The following is a 20,282-nucleotide window of genomic DNA, read 5'->3' on the forward strand; positions in this document are numbered from 1 at the left end:
ATATAATTTATCTTCTTTTTCATCATAAGAAAAAGAAAAACTATAATCCAAATCATCCGTGCAAAAAGTTAATAGTTCCCCATATTGACTATATACATTACAAATGCCGTATATTTTATCATTGGTTTGAAAACTATAAATCAGAAAATTCTCTTCCTTTTTTTTCATCATACTATATATTTGATTCAAACGGGAACGGATTTCTTTATCCGACTCCTCGGAAGCTATTTTCCCATCACAATATCTCACATAATCTATTTGACCAAAAACAGACAAAGGTTTTTGATCACTATAATAGTCTGTATTATGACAATAATCCGATGAACAGCGATAAAATTGTTGTTCACCAACATTTGCTATTTCGTCCCCGCTTATTTCATTCCAATCATCCATACAGTTAGGAAATTTTTCTAAAAATTTTCTCTCACTAATATAATGGGTTGCTTCAATATGACTATTCGAGATATTAGAATCCCATCCATTAAAATCAGCTGTTTCATCATAATATCCATACACAATTCCATTGCTGACACTAACTCTACTGAACGGTAATGATATTTCTTTTATTAACTCTCCTTTCTTGTCAAAAACATTTAAAAAACCAGCTGTTTCATCTTCGTTGGAACAATACACATAAAAGTAATCATTTCCTGCAGTAATCTCTAAAGATTGACGATTCTCAGATAATTCAACAGAGCGTCTGTTTTTCTGTTTTTCATCCAAAAATACAACTTCTTTTGAATCTATAGTAAGAAAAGCAATCTCCCCTGTTCCTAATACAGCAAATGAAAAATCTGATGAGATTGTCCCAATGGAAGAAGGTAAATCCTGATTTTCCTCCTCTAACATCATTTCACTTAAACCTTTAAACGAACAGCCACTTAAAATATTTATTATAATAAAAAACATAAAACATTTTAATATTTGTTTCATACTAATCCTCATTTCTGAGCGACTTGTTGCTTGGTAGTAACACCTCAAAGTCGTACTATTTAGAATGCTACACTAAATTTTACAAAAAAAAAAGAACCCGACGCATCAGGTTCTTCCAGGTGTAATCCGAAGACATCCACCGTAATTGTTATATATAAGATACTACTTCTGCATAAAATATGCAAGAATTTTATGATTTGCTAATGAATTTTTGTAAGGCATTCATATTAGGTCTATGCTGCATAAACAGGTTTAATTCACTTCTATCATCGCCTATCATTCTTAAGTTCAATAATAACATTGCAATGTAAAAGCCGATTATAAATTCGCATAGACACAGCATCCCTTGATGAACCACTAGAATATGCGAGACTGTATCTTGATGGGAATTTACAGATGTGGGTAGATGCAGAAGATTCCTTGACATTATAGTAATGTTCAAAAAAAGCTCTCTGTGCAATGCACAGGAGCTTTTTATATGTAGACCTCTATTTATTTGTGCTGTCTGCATCAATTACAGACTGAATCTGCTTCATAAGGGCATTATAGTTGTCCTTGTTATCAATTCCGCCGAGCATTGGTTTGCCTACAATATTGCCATTTCTGTCAACAAGTATAGTTGTTGGAAAGGCCATGATTTCTGAGGCATATTTACCGGCAGCACTAGAGGAGTCAATTGACAGATTACGATATTTGACACCCTGGCTTTTAAGAACAGCGGCAGCCTCTTTGATAGCTGTTTTATTGCCATCGAAGGTCTCAGTGTTGATGCCAACAACTTCTCCGCCCTTTGATTTGATAGCATCATTTAATTCGTTAAGCTGGATAATTCAGCGACACATGGTTTGCAGCCGGTAAACCAGAAATTGACGACTGTTACTGCATTACCGGAAAACAGGCTGTCATCAACCTTATTGCCATCAAAATCCTCACCGGAAAAATCACTGAATACAGATGAGGCTTTAGAGCTGTCCTTCTTGTTATCGTCTGATGATGTATTTTTGTTTTCAATCTCTGCTATCTGTTTCTCGATTTTTCGTATAGTTTCAATATCCTCATTAAGTGTTTTAAGCTCATCGTCTGTGAATGAATTCTTGTTTGATTCTACGGTACCGGCAAGATAATCAGCATAATTTCCGTTTGGATCGGCGTCACTTTTGTTCATCATGCCAAATGCCTTGTTCCACACATCAGCATGATCTGCAAAAATCTGATTTTCCTGCTGATATAAATCATCCCGCCTGGAATTTGATTTGCCGGATGCTTCTGAGCCGGCTCCAGTCTGAGTGTTCTTAGAATCTGTTGTGGAATCTTGCTTTACGCCACATGCTGTAAGTGATAATGCTATGCAGAGTGTAAAAATAGAAATAAATAATAATTTGTTTTTCATGAGTAATGTCTCCTTTAAATAATAGTAAAATGTTTAATAGCTATCTGTTGTCATTTTTTTGACATGATTTTCCCATAAACCGGTAGCAGATGGCGTCCTTCGGACAGGCCTTTATGCAGGCACCGCAGCGTATGCACTCGAGGTGATCCGGTGTCTTACACACATCCACATCCATCTTACATGCCTTTGAGCATTGACCGCATCCAACACATTTGCTGCTATCAACGGTGATTTTGAGCAGGCTGACCTTATTAAATAATGAGTAGATTGCTCCAAGCGGACAAATCCATTTACAGAAAGGCCTGTAAAATAAGATACTTAGTACAATCACTGCAATTAAAATCATACACTTGAAAGAAAAAAGCTTTCCCAGCGCAGAACGGATAGCAGCATTTCCAATAGATAACGGTATAGCACCCTCTAAAACACCCTGAGGACAGATATATTTGCAGAAGAACGGGTCTCCCATTCCTATAGAGTTCGTTACAAGCATCGGAAGAAGTATAACGAAAACAATAAGAATGACATATTTTAGGTACCTAAGAGGCTTTAGTTTGGCTGTGGATAATTTCTTTCCGGGGATTTTATGCAGTAAATCCTGAAACCATCCAAATGGGCACAAAAAACCACATATAAATCTGCCGAGAGTTACACCGAGTAAAATAAAAAATCCGGTTATGTAGTATGAAAACTTAAATTTTGATGATCCGACAACTGCCTGAAATGCCCCTATTGGACAGGCTCCTGTCGCGGCAGGGCAGGAGTAGCAGTTTAATCCGGGTACGCATACTGTTTTTGCATTGCCCTGATATATTTTACCCTTAAATAAATTTGGAATATGAATATTGGTCAGCAGCGTTGCTGCGGCCTGTATCCAGCCACGTATTTTTGCCAGTTTTCTTGATAGTAATTTCTTTTCCTTATCCAATTCCGACACACTCCAGACATAGTTTTATTGCTTTACCAAGCACTGTAGCCGCCTCACCTCTGACTGCACCATAGCTTATCATGGATACACCAAGGATAAGCAAAATGATTTGACATGTTTTTTGGTATTTCAACATAATGTTGCTCCTTTTTGTTGTATTATTGACCAGCTGACTTTGGTATTATACAATATAGGATGTAAAATTATTGTTAAGAAACAGGAGAACATTTTGAGATTATTAATTGTTGAGGATGAGAAACAAATATGTGATATGGTTGCAAAGAGTCTGTATGCTGCCGGTTATGAGGTGGATACCTGTTATGATGGGAAAGAGGCTCTTGAATGTATACTGTCGGAGAATTATGATCTGATAGTTTTGGATTTGAATCTGCCGGGGATGGATGGCATGGAGCTTCTTAAGGAGCTTAGAAAATACAATGATGAAACTAAGGTTTTGATATTATCTGCAAGAGGTCAGATTGCTGATAAGGTAGAGGGACTGGATGCAGGAGCAAATGATTACATGGAAAAACCATTCCATCTGCAGGAGCTTGAGGCACGTATCAGAAGCCTGACAAGAAGGAAATTTGTACAGAATGATATATGTCTTAAATGCGGAGATATCAAGTTTGATACGATTAAACGCGAGGCATATGCAAAGGAAGAGCCGGTTTCACTGACAAGAAAAGAGAATGGTATTTTGGAATATTTACTTATCAATCTAGGCAGACCGGTGAGTCAGGAGGAGCTGATAGAGCATGTATGGGATGCCACGGCAGACAGCTTTAGCGGAGCAATCAGGGTACATATGTCTTCACTTAGAAAAAAGCTTAAGGCGAAGCTGGATATGATCCCATTCAGAACAAGGTAGGTGAAGGCTATAAAATACGGGAGGAGTCTGACAGATGAAAAGAATGTCGCTACAGTGGAGACTTACGTGCATTACTACATTGTGTATTGCTATTATATGTGGCTGCCTGACTATGTTTGTCTATAAAAATGGTGTGCATTACATCGATTCTCTGCAGGATGCGGTAGAGTCACAGGGGGATGAAAAAGGAAACAAATCAGATGAAATATATATCAGCATACCGGACGATAAGTGGGATGAGTTTGCGGATAAATTTTCGGTTCAGGTGTACAATAATAAGGCCGACTATAAAAGAAACAGTTTGATAATCACGGTTTTGCTGGCGCTTTTGGGAGGTGTCGTCACTTATTTTATAAGCGGGCATGCACTCAGATCAATCAGGGAGTTTTCAGATAAAATTGAAGAGGTACAGGCTCAGAATCTGTCTGATTCAAGAATAGAGGAAAACAATGTTAAGGAACTGAACCAGCTGAGTATTTCTTATAATAAGATGCTTGAGCGTCTGTCGGAAGCATTTGAGATACAGAGACAGTTTACTGCAAATGCAGCACATGAGCTGCGTACTCCATTAGCGTTAATGCAGGTACAGCTTGATTTATATAATTCTGCCTCTCACCCGGGAAATGATGCAGACACTTTGCAGACCATAAAAATGGTTACGGAACAAAATGATAAATTAAACAGGATGGTAAAGACTCTTCTTGACATGAGTGAGCTTCAGACGGTGGGAAGGAATGATAAAATTATATTGGATGCTATTGTTGAAGAGGTTTTGGCAGACCTTGAGCCTCTTGCCGTGGAAAAGAATATAAAGCTGATTGGAAAATGTGAGGATGCCACTATGACAGGCAGTGATATCCTTATTTACAGGCTTGTATACAATCTGGTTGAGAATGCCATCAAATATAATCATCCGCTCGGACAGGTTACAGTAACCGCATATCAGAGAAACAAGCATGTTTATCTGTCTGTAGAAGATACGGGAAGAGGAATACCAAAGAAGCTTAGGGAGAGAGTGTTCGAGCCATTCTTCCGTGTGGATAAAGCCAGAAGCCGGGAGCTGGGTGGCGTAGGGCTAGGTCTTGCTTTTGTCCGTGAAATCGTTAGAGTACATGATGGCAGTATTTGTATCAAATCAGGCAAGACTGGGGGAACGATTTTCGAGGTGACTTTTGCACAGCATTCAATGTAGCGTTCCATTTTACACAGTTGTCAACGCTATTAAAACAGATTTGCTAAAAAAAAAAGTTCTTTGGCATATGATGCCATATTATAATTCCTCTCGGCTGGTCAGCACTCTGCTGCAGCTCACCGTAAGATTGGCATTGCGGGTGCGGATGTCATCGATCATCTCCTTAACAAGCGCATCCTTTGCCAGTGCAATTTCATAACGAAGTTCATACATACTGCCCATGTTGATGGTTTTTACCTGAATCAGACGGGCAGTTTTTGTGTATTTCTGCAGAATATCTTCAAAGACTCCCTCATAATCAAGATCCTCCGAGATCACGATCCGCAGGAGATGCTGCTGCACGCCGGCATGTCCGACCACCTTGTAGGAAACCAGCATCACAGCTCCCACGATCACAGTGATCATCGCCGCATAAGCCAGATAGCCCATACCGGTCGCAAGTCCTACCACGATCGCATAGAATACGCCGCTGATCTCACGGGATGTACCCGGAACAGACCGGAAACGCACCAGACTGAATGCACCCATGATCGCCACACCGGTTCCCAGATTTCCATTGACCAGCATGATCACCGCCTGCACCAGCGCCGGCAGCAACAGCAGCGTCACCACAAAATTCTTCGTATACTCCCCCTGCAGCATGTACACTGCCGCGATCACCAACCCCAGTACCAGGGACACACATGTACACAACAGCGCCGCCTGCACAGACACACTCCCTGCCCCATTAATCACACTTGCCATCATATTGTTGATTCCTCTCTTTCTTATAAAATGCTCCGTATTTGGAAAAGGATGTGGGATAGATTTTCTGTCCCCCAAGCATCCTGCAAAGCCACAGCGGATATGCACTGCCACATTTGATCTCCATGACAACCTCACCCTGTTCAAAGTACAAATTCTCCGGTTCCTCCCCGTCAAGCGTCAGTCCCCGCCTGCGGTTGCGGATCCTCTGATCGAATGTCAGACGCAGGGACCTGTCCTCTTTTCCGTACAGGGCTACGCGGTCGTATGCGATATACATGTTCGGCCGCAAGTCATATCGATCTCTGGTGTATTCCAGTTCCCGCAGGATCTGACGATGCACAAAGTCTCCCTCTTCCTGATTTGGGCGTTCCTTCTGCGGCAGGAAAACCTTCCTCACCATCTCGCTCTGGCTTCCTTTCTCTCCCTGGCAACAAACATCTTTTCCTTCAGCTGAGTTCCAACTCCTGCGCCGCGCCAGAAATTTCTCTGCCTCCGAAAGTGGCATGCTCACCCTTCTCTTATAGACGATGCCCTGGTATTTGCGCTTCAGTTCCACAAACACGTTATCGTTTCGTCCGATTTTCCCATATCCCCGGACGCGCACTTTCTCCTTAAACTCCGGCTTCTGGATGGAATGACGGATCATCTCCTCCCCAGGCGTATCATAATAGACATTGCGGATCGTACTCTGTCCATACTCATCCTCCACCGTATACTCTGCAAGGAACTGCCGAATCCACTCATACTGCTCCCGGCTGATCACATACTTTTTCTCCACCCTTGCAAACGTTTCCTGACTCATTCGTATCTACTCACTCCAATCTTTTTTCCGTTTTCTCAATCCAATTGACGATCCCCGGGATCGTATCCGCCCGGCCTCCGAGGAAATCGACAAGGCACTGATAGCTTGCATAACCTCCCCCAATGGCATCTTCCGTCTTATATTCTGCCTGCTCCGTCCCAAAATATCTGGTAAAGAACTGCGGGTACAACGGCTCATAGATCTCCCTGATCTTCTTGCACTCTGCCAGTGCATGTTCTTTTTCCAGTTCATTTTCACTGAGCGACAGCAACTTATCTTCAAAATCCCGCCGAAACGAATCATTGCTCATCAGATAGACAAACATTTTGACCAGCGGATTGGCCGTCTTCTTGTCGAGAAGCCCATATTTCTTATAGTTGTCCTCAGCCATGGTATTGGTTCCAATGTCCTCCACACCGCTGACCCCTCCGAAATCCAGATCATAGAAACAAAGTCTCCATCGCCCGTCAGCATACGGATTGTCCGGATCCACCTTCGTGGTCTTCCAAATCGTCCAGTTCTTTCCCGGCCAGTCCCATTTATTGTTCAGCCAGACATTGGCCGCAAAATAGTCCCTGACAGACTCCGGATCGACCAGTTTGGCAAATGCTTCGTAATCCTGCTCATTGCGGAGATTGTCATGGCTGGCGAAGAAATCCAACACATCCTGCAGATAGTAGGACTCATTATCCTCCCCATCCGGCAGTTTTCCTTCATCCAGCTTGTATCCCAGGGAAAGTGCCTCTGCATCCCCCTTATATGTCACGACATTTTCCTTGGCCACTCCATGTGTCTTCTCAAAATACTTGGCCTGATAATCTTCCTGCAGAATATACAGTCCCCAATATTCCCCATTCAGATAGACCACGCATGGCCTGGATGCCTGGGTCTCCACCTTCAGATCCGCCAGCTGCTTCTGCCAGTAGGTATCATTGAATTTGGTCGTAAACGCGCAATTTCCGCCATTGCGTAGGATCAGCTTGCGGAAACTGGAAATCACCTCTCCCCGGTCATCCACATCCTTATCGCCAAAAAACGGATAGGAGAAATTCTTCTTGCCATACTTCTTTCCGCCACACAGCCGCAGACCCTTCTGCAGATCTGAGCGCGAATAATTGCCCTGAATCCGGATACCACAATCCTGCTGCAACCGGCAGACCGTCGTCTTGCCATCACTCTCAAAATAATCCACATGGGCGGCCCGCTCCCAGTCCTTTCCTCGCTGTGTGTAATTGCCGTCCAGCCTGCGTCCCGTCTCCACGTCCGGACACGAATCCTCCGCGTCCCGGATCAAATCCTCCAATGCCTTCTGATAAATGTCACCCTTAACATAAATTCCGGTTTTGGAGTCAAACATATCTGAGGAATTGACTGTGATAGACATAATCGCCAGGTCCTGGCCGGACGCATCGCAGCTCTGCTCAATTCCTTGCACATGCTCCGTCATGTCCCCGACAAAATAACTCTGGGTCACCACATCGGAGCTCCGCCCGGAGAACTGCGCCACCGCGCGTACCACCGTCATCTTGTCCACCTCGTCATCCTTCGGATTTCCGATGGTGCTCACAAAATCCTGTTTCTCACTGTCCCATTCCACATTGACGGCATCATACTGTGCCGGATCGATCGCCGAGAGCACATTTGCATCTCCACTCCGATCCGTCACGGATATTGCATCCTTATAGGCGATCCTGGTATCACTATCACGCGGATCGGAGCCATCCAGCGTATAATAGATGTCCCCTTTCTCCGTCGAAAGTTCCAGCTCAAACGGATTCTCATAGCATCCGCTCTCCTGTGAAAATGTCAGTTTGAGCGGCTTGGCATCCGCACCTCTCTGGCAGCCTCCTAGAACCAGCGCTGTTCCCAGTGCCCAGAATACACAGGCAATTCTCCCCTTTCCCCGTACTTTCATTGGTCTCATACGTAGTCGATCCTTTCCCTTTTTTTATAATGCTACTATAGCGAAAAACCGTGGCAAAATAAACCTAAAAGAAATGCATAAAAGTACACCAAAAAAGAGAGACTTGTCGAAAGTCTCTCTTTTTTGGTGTCGATAACCAGTGTCTGATGATCAAACAGAAAGACACAGATTTACGACCCTATATCTGGCCAAAATCCGGTACAGATGTAAAAAAGAAAAAAGTATTCGTCTCTGCATCTTAAACAGATTCGTGACAAATACGGATAATGCGATGGATGTGAGCTGGGTTTTCTCCAGCTTGGTGGTAATACAGCTCATGCCGTAACAACGTTTGTTTAATCTAAATGTACGTTCCGCTTCGATCCTGTCGGTATTATCCTTCACTACCTGTTTTACTGCTCTTGTTATTTACAGAATTCTGGAACAAAAACTTAATGAGAAGTACACCTGCGAAGAGTTGATTGATACTATCCTCTCTATGGATATGCTGATTGCACCTGGCGAAGGATATATTCCAACCTACACACGAACTGATATCACTGATGCTCTTCATGATGCTTTTGGTTTCAGAACAGACTATCAGATAACATCTCAAAAAAACATGAGAAAAATTTTAAATCAGACCAAAAAGAAGTAAATATTACCACATACTTTCCAACAAAAGAAACCTCGCAATCGGCGTAATTACGCCGTCTGCGAGGTTTTTGCCTTCTTTCAACTGTCAAAGACAGGCTTATTTCCAGGGCTAATGATAACATGCTTTCATCATCACTTGGTTTTTACTGCCTTGGCCTTAGACCACTTAGTGTACACTGTGACAGCCTTACCATCCTTGTATGCGCGAACACGCTTGTATGCGCGAACACGTACATAGTACTTCTTCTTGGCCTTCAGCTTCTTAACCGTCTTGGCAAATTTGGTGTTACCTTTGACTTTAACTGTCTTTGTGGTCTTCTTAGTAAACTTTGATGATGTGGAATACTGCAGCTTATAGCCGGATGCATTCTTCACCTTTGCCCATCTGATCTTAAAGGACTTCTTGCGCTTGGTGAGTTTGGTGATCGCTGGTTTTTTCAGCTTAAAGGCCTCCTTGAGTTTGGTGATCGCTGGTTTTTTTCGGTCAAAGGCTGGCTGAGCTGGAGCAGTTGGCACTTTAGTAGGACTCGGAGTTGGCACTTTAGTAGGACTCGGAGTTGGCACTTCAGTAGGACTCGGAGTTGGCTTTTCCGACTGAGCTACATTGATGGTGACATTGTAGTCGATGGAAGTATATGGAACTTCCTCTCCATTAATCTTTAACGCAAATCGATAGTTAATCCAATTCACGGAAGTGGTCTCCGCAAACAGACCACACTCTTCGGTACCATATACGCAGCTTCCGATGGCAGCTCCGCCCCATCCATTGGCCAGACCATTTCCACCTTGGCTCTTAGGATTTAACTTCTGACCAACAGGAATCTCCACATCTCCGTCTGCTGTGTGTAATGTGAGACTCTTCACATAGATATCATATGTTGCATTTTTATCGTAATTGACAAAACCAAGATTTAAGACTTCATCTTTCTCAGCAATAGGTGCAGTCTTCATCACATAGTCACCTGATCTCACCACTTCCAGTGTGGAATTCATGGCACCGTTCGCTGTCTGCCCCTGAATGGTCACATCTGTGGCGGTAACATCAGTCACGCTCATATCCTCGGCAGGTCTTGCCACCTTCTCGGACTTGGTAAAATACCAGCTGTCGAACTCGATATCTGCTCCGCTAAACACGAAGAATACATTATGATTTCTTCCATCAAACTTCTTCACTGCCTTGCTGGCAACCTTGGCAAAATCACTATTATCAAACTCAATGTATGCCACTGGCTCACTTTGCACGTTATCCAAGCGAACCTCCATGCGGCCCTTACCCTTCACGTTTGCCACAAACTGATCTGCGCCGTAGGCAAAGTCTGCACATTTAACCATGGTCCAAGCACCAGGAGCCATACTCTTGGCAGCTGGGTTCACAACCTTGTCGTAAAATACATCTGCCGAAGTCAACATCAGGCTACCTCTCTGCTCTGTATAAGCATCTACCGCCTTGATCTGCTTCACACCCTTTCGGCTTGCCGCAGTAATTGGAATACTTAAGTTTGCAGGATCCATTGGCAGATAATCCACCATCAGACTTCGGAAACCACCGCTGATATGTGCATCATCTTCCAGCATCATTGTGTGATGGATGATGTAATTTACACCCTGATACTTGGCAAAATGAGTATGATTATTGCCCCATGTCATACCGGAATTACCGGTGCTGTTCTCGCCAGAATTATAGAAATATGCCCCCTGATACTTCCAACTGTCTGCATCCAAAGGAGTCTTGGTGGTCATATATGCCATAGAACATTTAGGCGGCTTTGCAATACCATCATAGTCCCACTCCTTGCCTCTATCCTGCCAGTCATTACAGTAGGTATAGTAAAATGTTCCGTCGATATAATTCAGCTCACTGGCCTCGCAGAAATATGGTGCGTCGATAGACACAAACTCACTGTCAAAGGACAACATATCCTTGCCCAGTCTTACCACCTTTGGCACCTTGCTATGAATAGGACTTTCGTTGGTAGTACCGCCACCAAAAGCCAGCCAGCCTACGCCATTGTCATCGATGACAACGCCTGGGTCAAACGGTGCAGGACAATTCTTCAGTCCCGGCATATTTTGATATACAAGCGGCTTTCCCAAAGGATCACTCCAACCCTCCACTGGATCTGTGGATGTGATAACACCTACACCCTGTCCACTATTTGCAAAATACAGATAAAAATGAGTCAGACCATCCTCCTCAACACGGGAAGTGATGGATGGCGCCCAGGAATTGGCAATCCATGGTGCAATCTCCCCCACTTCGATTCTTCCATGATAAATCCAGTTGACCATATCATCGGTAGAAAATACCACCAGTGAACGAATCTGATCGTAATCATTTTCCGTATCCTCCTGGTACTGCTGATGATCGTTGGTTCCATACACGTAAAGTCTTCCGTTGTACTCTACACTAGTTGGATCCGCACAAAAGATAGATGGCGAGATCGGATTGGCATTGGCTTCCGATTTCCAAGCATTTCCGCTAACCTCATCAATAATATTCCCCTCATCAAGACTCTCCAGAATCTCTCCCTGAGAAGCATCCGACAGCTTACCGGCAACCGCTGCCGAGGCATCGGGAACCATCTTTGCTGTTGGCACAAAGCCCAGTCCAGACACTACCAGACTAAGGCTTAATACAATAGGTAATACACGTCTCATAGGCATCCTCCTTCACATGAAATCGATATGTTGATTTCATAGTAACATGGCGAAAAAAAGGATGTCAATAGCACCGCAACTTTGTGCTAATTTCCAGCAACTTCCTTGTGGATTAATATTGTCTTTTCCCGTAAACACTTCGATATTTTGTGGGTGACATGCCATTTACTTTTTTAAATAAACGAGTGTAATAATTTGCAGAACTCATCCCCACAGCCCGCGAAATCTCCTCCACTGACATATCGCTGTAGATCAACAGCTCCTCCGTGTGTCGTATGCGAATCAGATTGCCATACTCCGCATATCCCATACCAGTCATCTCGTGAAAAAAACGACTGAACGCATAGTAGCTCAGACCGCATCTCCGGGATGCCTCGTGCATGTCCAATCTTTCCGCAGGATTCGCCATGAGATAATGGATCACATCACTAATCTGCTGAATCTCCTCTTTGCCTCCGTAGCCCTGATGCAGCTGGATACTGCCGTTCTCCAACAACTTTGCCAAAAACTGCAATATAACAGCGTCCATCTGCCACTCCTCCGCCAGATTGCCCTTCTTATTACAAATTCGATTGTAAAATCGTTTTTGGTACAAGTCGTCCAGAGATTTCCGGTGTTCTCCATCCAACATCAGAAAAGGTTCTGCATCCGGGCTGATCTCCAACACCTGATCCTTCTGAAGACTGGAACTAACCTGATACAGAAAATCGCTGGAAAACTGAATCACCAGATCCTGGCACTCCGTAATGTTGTGATAACCGTGCATACAAAGTGGAGAAAACAAAAAGAAGCTACCAGGCTCCACCTTGTATCTCTGCCCATTGATAATCTGATAGCGCTCCCCAGAGACCAGGTAAGACATCTCACAATACGCGTGACAATGGGTGGGATATTGACGGTCCGCCTCCGTCTCGTAGCCAAAACAACTGATATGATGCTTGGCAGGTTCCTCATTATTTTGAAATTCTCTTTGATATAACATGGTGTGTCCTCCGCTGAGAGTATACGTCTTACTCAAATATAAAAATTTCTTCTATTGGTCCTATGTCAAGATTTAGTACAAGTTAAAATGAGTTTTTCTCATTCTAACCTGCCAGCAATTCCGAAGTTTCCTGTTGATACAACCTTTCAAAATCATCGGGTGACATGTAATCGCAATGACTATGAAGCTCCTTCTGCCATCTGGACAGAGACTGCTGGCTGATGCCTAGATTTGATGCACAGCCGACCAATCCCAGTTCACGGTGATCATGATAGTACTGGACGGCATCCAGTTTAAACTGTTTGTCAAAATGTTTTGCCATGATAAATTCCTCCTTCAGTACGATACTTTTATTGTATCACTAATCGACGGAATGAAAAGCTCTCACTTTGACTTGTACCATTTATATTCTAACACCATACTTCTTAATTATACAAACTGGGATTTGCAGAACCGCTAAAACAGAATATATGTTTGACATATGAGCGGTTAGATGTTAGTATACTAATAAAGAAGGTGCTACCGATAGACGGTTAGCCTGATATCTAGATCAAAAATGACCGCTTAGTTTATCAGACAGGGGCGGTCATTTTTGTGTTTTATCATTGCTCTTAGAACCAACGGTATAACCAAGAGCAATGCGGATGACGATTCATTTCCTCCATTGGTAAGAATTCGTGATGTTAAGTCTATATTTTCCCTATTTCATGGATATTAAAATTCCATCCAGGAATTTAATTTCATTACATCGCATCTGCTCTGTGAAAGCACTATATACATCTATCCCGGTCGGAATCTGAAATCCGTGCTTGATGAGGCAAATATCCTCTCGTGCCTCTACATTCTTCTCATAAGTCGAACCACGGTTGAGCCACATAACAGCATCTTCTTCCTCTCCCATTTCAGGATAAAAATAAAATCCCTTCTTGGCATCAAATCGGAACATATATGCCAATACTTGCAGATAGTCCTTGTTTCCAATATTATCAATCGGTTTGTACTTCGCATCTGCAATCACTCGTGCCTCTGAGTCTCTGCTGATGAAGTCTGGGTAGATAAGTCCGCGATTATGGTCAAACAAACGCTGAGAACCTTTTGTAGCTTTGTTCATCGGATGATAGAAAATCTCGTCCACAATCGAATTCATATACTCTTCCCAGAGCCATGCGCCATCAAAGAGCAATCCATATACCTTCTTGCTTCCCATTCCAATCTGATGTTTCTGATGCTGTAAAATAAGCAGACACAAATTCTGCAGTTCACGATATTCTCGGTAATATGCGTGTCTAATGGTATTGGTCTTATTTGCATCGATAATCTTCTGTCGGTTACACATATCGTAGTTAGGAGTGGCCGCTACAACAGCCTTGACCTCATCCTTAGCCTGTGCAAGCAGTTTATGTCCGTATGGCTTATGTTTGATAGACTCCACCGTATGACGGATTAATTCCATACCATTTATGTATTCCTGTAACAACGGATGTAGGTAATCTGACCATAACCGGTCAAAGTCAATATTCTTCAGCTTCAAGAAATAGGATGCACCAATCTGATAGTTTTCATCCAGACCTTCTGTTGCTGCAATTTCCACATTCAAAGCTGACATTCTGGCAATTGCCTCAGCCTCTTTCTCTTCGTTGTTCAAGTTAGCGAGCATCTCAAGGCGCTCATCTGCACGAAGGTTTGCATACTGGGTGGGAACCTCTCCTGCCACACCTCTGTATCCTGGATCAACAGCAAAGAACAACTCTCCGAAAATCTTAGATATCTCACCACGATTTATCTTTTTCATAAGTTCCATCCATAATCGCTGTCATAATTTTGTGAAGAAGTTCTTTGCTAATCTTTCCTGCAGCAACATGATAACTTATGTTTTCAGTGATTTTCATAAAATTTTGAGCGATTCCCAAATACCCGTTCCATTAATTTCAAGCTTATAATTTCCTGCTCCAGCTTCACTCTATGTTCCAGCATGTATTTTATTACATCCCGGTATTCCGGCATAACTGCCAGCTCCTGCATCCTTGTGATATCTCCTTCTGTAAGCGGATGTAGACATTTACGATACTCCGAATTCTTCAGTTCCTGAAAGGACATATGGAACATTCCAAATGGCACACCGGTCACCTGACACAAATGATGATGTATCCAAAAGCCCCCTGCATCAATATCCCCAAAATGCAAGTATGTAACACCTGGATTGTCTTCGTATATCTTCTTGATGAAATCTCTTTGATCGCGATTCGCATATCCTCCCAGATAGAATGTCACTGTATTCTCTTTCTTATACCGGAGATACGATGTTCTATTCTCAATCGTCATAAATATCGGAACAAGAAGCTGCACGCATTCTATCTTAGATAATTCAGAAACTGTAAATTCGATTCCCTCATCAAATCCACTGATGTCGATATCTTTCCCACACATTCGTATCAGTGCCTTGCCACGAATAGATATTTTCTGGGGTTCCTTATACACATAATATTTTTTCAAAATCTCATCTGAGAATATATATTCTCCATCTGAGAATGTCTGTCCGAAAATTGGTACAGTATTATATTTCTGTAAAAGAGCACACAATGACTCCAATGTGTTATTTTCAAAATACTTGGAGTCACCATATACCAGCATGGATACTTCGCAGATATACATTAGCTTTTGATTGTGTTCCACAAAGCTAAGAACCCGGAACAGATCATTGTTGTAAATACACTTAGGCATTTTCCAAAGCATCTACAATCTTTTGCACCTCTTCTTCTGAAATGACTAATTTCTCTGCAATCTCTGCTACAGTCATATGAAGTTCCTCATATAAAATCTCAACTTTGCCCTCAATTTTTCCTTCAATCTTTCCTTCCCGGAAGCGTTCTCTATATTCCTGCTGTAATGTCATATAATCTAACCTCCATTTTTCATTTTGACGGGCGGACTGTACCGCCTCTTCCAAATCTCTTGTGAAGGTATCCGATACGCCTTTTCCATCAACATAATCCAACAATCGTTTCATTTCAGGACTCACATCATCCAAAGTCCCTTTTGTATTTAAGATTATCTTAACGGTGCCGTCGTTTAATGTCAATGTGGTATCTTCGCTACAACGGTTCTCAAAAGTATAAATATGCCGCCCCAAACCAAACGGATCAAAAGTACAAATAAAGATGACATAGCTTTTCTTCAAGTGATTATAATCATCACCTTTTTCCAAAATATTCAGGTCTATCATTCCTTGATAATATCGCATCCGTTTGGGCAGGTTTCTCGCAGTGGTTGTCTGCATTTCCAGGTTAAAGACCGTATGTTTTTCATCCTCGACATATACATCAAGACGGATACCTTTGGCACCCGCTGCTATGTCAATGTTTTTCTGCACCTCTGGATATTCGATTTTTGCAATCTTAATCCTAAGGATTGTTTCCAAAAACGGTTTTACATATCTGGGATCACGCATGATCACACTAAACATAAAGTCGTCTTTGAGTTCCAATTCTTCGTATGTTTTCACCATAGCCATTCCTCCCTTGCCCATATACATTTTTTCCTTTCGTATGTTGCATTATATAACACAGCTTTTAGAATAGCTATAGACAAAAGCATCAAATTTTGGTGGGTAAATTCATCAACCTAAACAATTTTTCAAGTTAAAAATCTTGCTGGTCTGGTGCACTTTGTATATTCGACTATTGAATTTTAGTGAAAAATAAACAATGGAAATATCAGCTAACATGCCACTATTCCCATTTTATCTAGTGTTTTGATAATATTTTCCTCATCGCAATATTCCTCAACAGCAATTGAGAATTTAAAAATATATTTTAGTTCGCATTTCCCATTATCGGAAAAACGTTTTGATTTCTGATATGTATTTTCTGCTTATCTTATTCATTTGCTTCACTCCCCCCTAATTTATCAAATATTCGTTGAACACCCATTGTCATGTTCGTATAACTTGTTTGTAATTCTTTAAGGTGTTCCCGCCCTTTGGGTTCAATATGATAATATATACGTGTTCTTTTTTTCCCGACAAGTTTAGAATATTCACTGATCATTTGCGCTTGTTCTAATTTGTATGCGGATGCATAAACCGTATTACTAGATAGCGTCAGCCTATTATCAGAATCGTTAGCGATTAATTTTACGATCTCATAAATATAACTATCCATTTTATTTAATATAGATAGTACCAATAATTCTGTTATGCCTGTAAGCAGGTTATTTCTATATGCCATACAAATCCTTCTCCTTATTATCATAATTCCATTAAAAGCTACAATGAATTATATTTATCGTCAATATTCCAATTTGTATAATATTTATATATTGTTTTTGCAATTTAACTCACCGATATTCTATTTTATATGTCCTGCCTTTCTCCCTCATAACATAATACAGCGCTGCCGTTTCGTAAATAGATGCCTGCATACCCTCCTCCGGTATGACATCAAAAAACAAATTCAAGGTTACTTTATCCCCACTATCTATAGAATCTTTTTCCGTTGTTTGGACATTACCGTACCAAATACTCCCTCCAGACAGCAGGCAGTAATTGGGTACGATATCATAGATGGATACTGTCTTGTCACTGTGATTCACAATTGTAACCTTCGTCTCGTATTTGTATATTTTCATCCGATAATCTTCATCATATATTTTTCTCCAAACTGGTGATTTCTGTATGTTGTAGGTAATGTCTGCCATCTCATAATTCTCACCATATGGTATCACCTCATGTTTCACATGATGTAAGACTTTTCCATTTACTATCTGATACCGCACGACAAAAAGGACGATTAGGGCAAGAAATATCATAACTATTGCCCCAAATTTAAATCGTTGTTTGCTTTTTTCAGAAATTAATACATTCATCCTAGGTTCCCTTTCTTTCATTCCATAATTTTATGAAACATTCTCCACTCGTTATACACATTCTCACCTTAAGCTTCCCTCTTTCATTTCGTAACACTGCGAAGTCACCGCATCCAAGAAGTCGCGATCATGGCTTGTTACGACAATGGTGCTTCCCGCTTCTTTTAGACGCCACAACAATTCTTCCAATATTTGTATACCATCACTGTCGATTCCATTCGTTGGTTCGTCCAATAAAATCAACTTCGGCTTTTTCAAAATTGCCTGTGCAATACCGAGCCGTTCTTTCATTCCCAGCGAATACTTTTTATAATGTCTTCGATCTTTCGGATCTAACCCAACCGCATTCATCGCTTCCTCAATATCTTCTTCTGTTACTCCCTCTTGCAGCATTCCCAATAACTGCAGGTTTTTCTTTCCTGTAAATTCCGGCAAAAATCCCGGCATTTCGACAAGGACTCCTATATCTTTGGGGCACTCTCCCGGTTCCATTTTCTTGCCACCAATCTCCACACTGCCATCCACACGAATAAGCCCCGCTATTGCTCGTAAAACCATTGTTTTTCCGGAACCATTAATTCCCCTTATACCTACGATATCCCCCTGCTCTACCGTAAGATTTACGCCTTTTAATACCTGCGTTCCTTTCATTGTTTTATATACATCTTTTAATCTGATATAGTCCATCGTCTACCTCATTTCCGCTCGTTGTTAAGCCTTTTTTCTATTGTTTTACTCACTAAAAATATCCATGCGATTTATTTTCTTTGTACCGGCAATTAGTGTAAACGCCAACACAATCCCTGCCATTGCAATTGCCATACCAATCGTTCCCCGACGATACATAAAACCGGCACAATAAAATACAGGGAACTTCACCGGCAAACCCAAAACAACATAAGCAGTGCACACTATAAATCCTATTATTTCATTTCCAAACAAGGATACAATCGCATACAGCCAATATATGGTACACATTCCAAGCAGCAATAATATCTCAGACTCCAATAGCATTGTGCTATTTATGTTAATACAATAATCCGCACTGCTATAAGCAGATAAGATGAATTGTTTTTCCAGTATTTGAAAGACGACTATCCCACACGCCAAAACACCTCCGCATAATATCTTGCTATACCAATACCATTTTCTTTTTGGAATGTGCGGCATAAAACAGCTTGTATTCCGTGAAAGATCTTTTCGAATAAAGTCAATGACAATGATTAATATCCCCACTTGGTTCCATACCCACTGAATTGGAAATTTATCCGGTTCTGAAAGAAATCTTTGCACAGAAACCCCCAAAATTTCCTGTTCTATAACTGCGCTACGCTCATACATCACTAACATAATGTCTATCAGCAAAATACTCCCAAAATATACAACGAGTCTCCTCCACTGATGCAGCAACAGCCAACTATCTCTTTTTATCAACCCAACCATCATGTTTTTCACGCGTTACTCTCCTCTGCCTTTCACTGAACTCACGACCTGTTACTAATCGAAACATCATGTTTTCATTCAGTCATTCCCCGATCCGTTTAATCCAACTCATGCCTCTTTGCTCCCCAGCACATCCCAATTATTGTGATTCCCAATAACAGGATCATTAACGTTACCATAACCGATAATTCCATCTCCCCCAAGGGAGCGACTTGATGTGCATAGGTGAGCGGATAATAGGTTGCCGCACCATTTTTGCAGACAATGCCAACCAAAGATTCATATAAATAGTTCAACACAAACACGGACACCCAAACCATAAATATATTTTTAAGCAAGCCGCTAAGTGCTAACGCAACACCTGCCAAAAGTCCCCCTATACAAAAGGCAAAGAATAAAAACAAACAGATATGCAATAACGGATAATCATAAAAAACGCTCGGAAATAACGTCTCTTTTCCATATAAGCTCACGGTATGTGTATCCCATAATATCAAATCCGGCTTTTCATCCGGGACGAGCAAAAAACACGCATAGAGGTTTATCGCCAACGGAAAAATAGTAACCAAACCGCCCGCCGTAAAATTGCACACGTATAATCCACGAAAATACTGCTTTGTCTTATTTCTAGTCTGCACAAATTGATAATAACCACTTTGTCTGTCAGAAAGCCACGTGTCCGCCATTGGTATTGCTGCAAGCAATGGCACTAATAGATAAAAAAGCGAAGCATATATCGACCCGTTAAAACCTCCCATCCATATTGTATATACGGAATGTCCATATTTTAACGCTCTATATGGATACACATCCTTTGCAATGTATAACATAGATAGCATTGCTCCAGCCAATAATGCCAGATAAAAATTCTTTTTATGTAGTAATCTTTTCCAAAAATACAGAAACATCTTAT

19 protein-coding genes and 2 pseudogenes are annotated in these 20,282 nt (G+C 41.7%); 3 read left to right on the top strand and 18 right to left on the bottom strand.

The window, feature by feature from the left end:
• On the bottom strand, positions 1-933 hold a 933-nt coding region (locus DW981_RS09345), incomplete at its 3' end, for a hypothetical protein (protein WP_147352631.1).
• Positions 934-1,263: 330 nt separating this feature from the next.
• On the opposite strand from DW981_RS09345, the pseudogene DW981_RS15375 reads away from it, so the two are divergent.
• Positions 1,264-1,365, top strand: a pseudogene (locus DW981_RS15375) (toxin-antitoxin system protein); the annotation flags it as partial.
• Positions 1,366-1,741: 376 nt separating this feature from the next.
• Here DW981_RS15375 and DW981_RS16190 read toward each other — a convergent pair.
• The 3 genes from DW981_RS16190 to DW981_RS09360 are packed head-to-tail and all read right to left on the bottom strand — an operon-like array spanning position 1,742 to position 3,387.
• Positions 1,742-2,323, bottom strand: coding sequence for a hypothetical protein (locus tag DW981_RS16190; protein WP_347474554.1), 582 nt, complete (start codon positions 2,321-2,323; stop codon positions 1,742-1,744).
• A 40-nt stretch (positions 2,324-2,363) separates the two neighbouring features.
• Entirely contained in the window at positions 2,364-3,251 is an 888-nt protein-coding gene (locus tag DW981_RS09355; RefSeq protein WP_118507524.1) for a 4Fe-4S binding protein, read from the bottom strand.
• On the bottom strand, positions 3,244-3,387 hold the full coding sequence (locus DW981_RS09360; RefSeq protein ID WP_009263530.1) for a CD1871A family CXXC motif-containing protein: 144 nt from the start codon (positions 3,385-3,387) through the stop codon (positions 3,244-3,246). Before DW981_RS09360 ends, DW981_RS09355 begins: the two co-directional genes overlap by 8 nt.
• Positions 3,388-3,480: 93 nt before the next feature.
• On the opposite strand from DW981_RS09360, the pseudogene DW981_RS09365 reads away from it, so the two are divergent.
• A pseudogene (locus DW981_RS09365) lies at positions 3,481-4,160 on the top strand (response regulator transcription factor).
• The gene (locus DW981_RS09370; RefSeq protein ID WP_118507525.1) at positions 4,157-5,314 is read left to right on the top strand and encodes a HAMP domain-containing sensor histidine kinase; all 1,158 of its coding nucleotides are present in this window, start codon (positions 4,157-4,159) and stop codon (positions 5,312-5,314) included. The pseudogene DW981_RS09365 and the gene DW981_RS09370 overlap by 4 nt, the downstream one beginning before the upstream one ends.
• 78 nt (positions 5,315-5,392) lie before the next feature.
• Here DW981_RS09370 and DW981_RS09375 read toward each other — a convergent pair whose 3' ends face one another.
• The 14 genes from DW981_RS09375 to DW981_RS09445 form a co-directional block, all read right to left on the bottom strand.
• Positions 5,393-6,061: a DUF4956 domain-containing protein gene (locus tag DW981_RS09375; RefSeq protein WP_022024248.1), complete on the bottom strand. Its 669-nt coding sequence runs from the start codon at positions 6,059-6,061 to the stop codon at positions 5,393-5,395.
• Entirely contained in the window at positions 6,042-6,863 is an 822-nt protein-coding gene (locus DW981_RS09380; RefSeq protein WP_118507526.1) for a polyphosphate polymerase domain-containing protein, read from the bottom strand. The genes DW981_RS09375 and DW981_RS09380 overlap by 20 nt, the downstream gene beginning before the upstream one ends.
• Before the next feature lie 10 nt (positions 6,864-6,873).
• Entirely contained in the window at positions 6,874-8,787 is a 1,914-nt protein-coding gene (locus DW981_RS09385; protein WP_118507527.1) for a CotH kinase family protein, read from the bottom strand.
• A gap of 768 nt (positions 8,788-9,555) precedes the next feature.
• Positions 9,556-12,081 carry a family 43 glycosylhydrolase gene (locus DW981_RS09395; RefSeq protein WP_243034707.1) on the bottom strand — a complete coding sequence of 842 codons (2,526 nt, stop codon included), beginning with the start codon at positions 12,079-12,081 and terminating at the stop codon, positions 9,556-9,558.
• 112 nt (positions 12,082-12,193) lie between these two features.
• Entirely contained in the window at positions 12,194-13,063 is an 870-nt protein-coding gene (locus DW981_RS09400; protein WP_118507528.1) for an AraC family transcriptional regulator, read from the bottom strand.
• A gap of 103 nt (positions 13,064-13,166) precedes the next feature.
• Positions 13,167-13,385, bottom strand: a complete 219-nt coding sequence (locus DW981_RS15120) for a helix-turn-helix domain-containing protein (RefSeq protein ID WP_182434215.1) — start codon at positions 13,383-13,385, stop codon at positions 13,167-13,169.
• 378 nt (positions 13,386-13,763) lie between these two features.
• Complete coding sequence (locus tag DW981_RS09410; protein WP_243034708.1) at positions 13,764-14,855, bottom strand: hypothetical protein; 1,092 nt, start codon at positions 14,853-14,855, stop codon at positions 13,764-13,766.
• An 83-nt stretch (positions 14,856-14,938) separates the two neighbouring features.
• Complete coding sequence (locus DW981_RS09415; RefSeq protein ID WP_182434216.1) at positions 14,939-15,784, bottom strand: Wadjet anti-phage system protein JetD domain-containing protein; 846 nt, start codon at positions 15,782-15,784, stop codon at positions 14,939-14,941.
• Positions 15,777-16,568, bottom strand: coding sequence for an Rpn family recombination-promoting nuclease/putative transposase (locus tag DW981_RS09420; RefSeq protein WP_118507543.1), 792 nt, complete (start codon positions 16,566-16,568; stop codon positions 15,777-15,779). The genes DW981_RS09415 and DW981_RS09420 overlap by 8 nt, the downstream gene beginning before the upstream one ends.
• Positions 16,569-16,938: 370 nt before the next feature.
• Positions 16,939-17,289 carry a PadR family transcriptional regulator gene (locus DW981_RS09425; RefSeq protein WP_022025980.1) on the bottom strand — a complete coding sequence of 117 codons (351 nt, stop codon included), beginning with the start codon at positions 17,287-17,289 and terminating at the stop codon, positions 16,939-16,941.
• A gap of 109 nt (positions 17,290-17,398) precedes the next feature.
• Complete coding sequence (locus DW981_RS09430; RefSeq protein ID WP_118507531.1) at positions 17,399-17,926, bottom strand: hypothetical protein; 528 nt, start codon at positions 17,924-17,926, stop codon at positions 17,399-17,401.
• Between the two features lie 63 nt (positions 17,927-17,989).
• On the bottom strand, positions 17,990-18,613 hold the full coding sequence (locus DW981_RS09435) for an ATP-binding cassette domain-containing protein (RefSeq protein ID WP_118507532.1): 624 nt from the start codon (positions 18,611-18,613) through the stop codon (positions 17,990-17,992).
• Positions 18,614-18,658: 45 nt separating this feature from the next.
• Positions 18,659-19,381 (bottom strand): hypothetical protein, encoded by a 723-nt coding sequence (locus DW981_RS09440; protein ID WP_022025977.1) that lies wholly within the window; start codon positions 19,379-19,381, stop codon positions 18,659-18,661.
• Positions 19,382-19,467: 86 nt separating this feature from the next.
• Positions 19,468-20,277, bottom strand: coding sequence for a hypothetical protein (locus tag DW981_RS09445; RefSeq protein WP_022025976.1), 810 nt, complete (start codon positions 20,275-20,277; stop codon positions 19,468-19,470).
• Positions 20,278-20,282 lie beyond the last annotated feature (5 nt).

The organism is Clostridium sp. AM49-4BH (assembly GCF_003478335.1).
Lineage (GTDB): Bacteria > Bacillota > Clostridia > Lachnospirales > Lachnospiraceae > Butyribacter.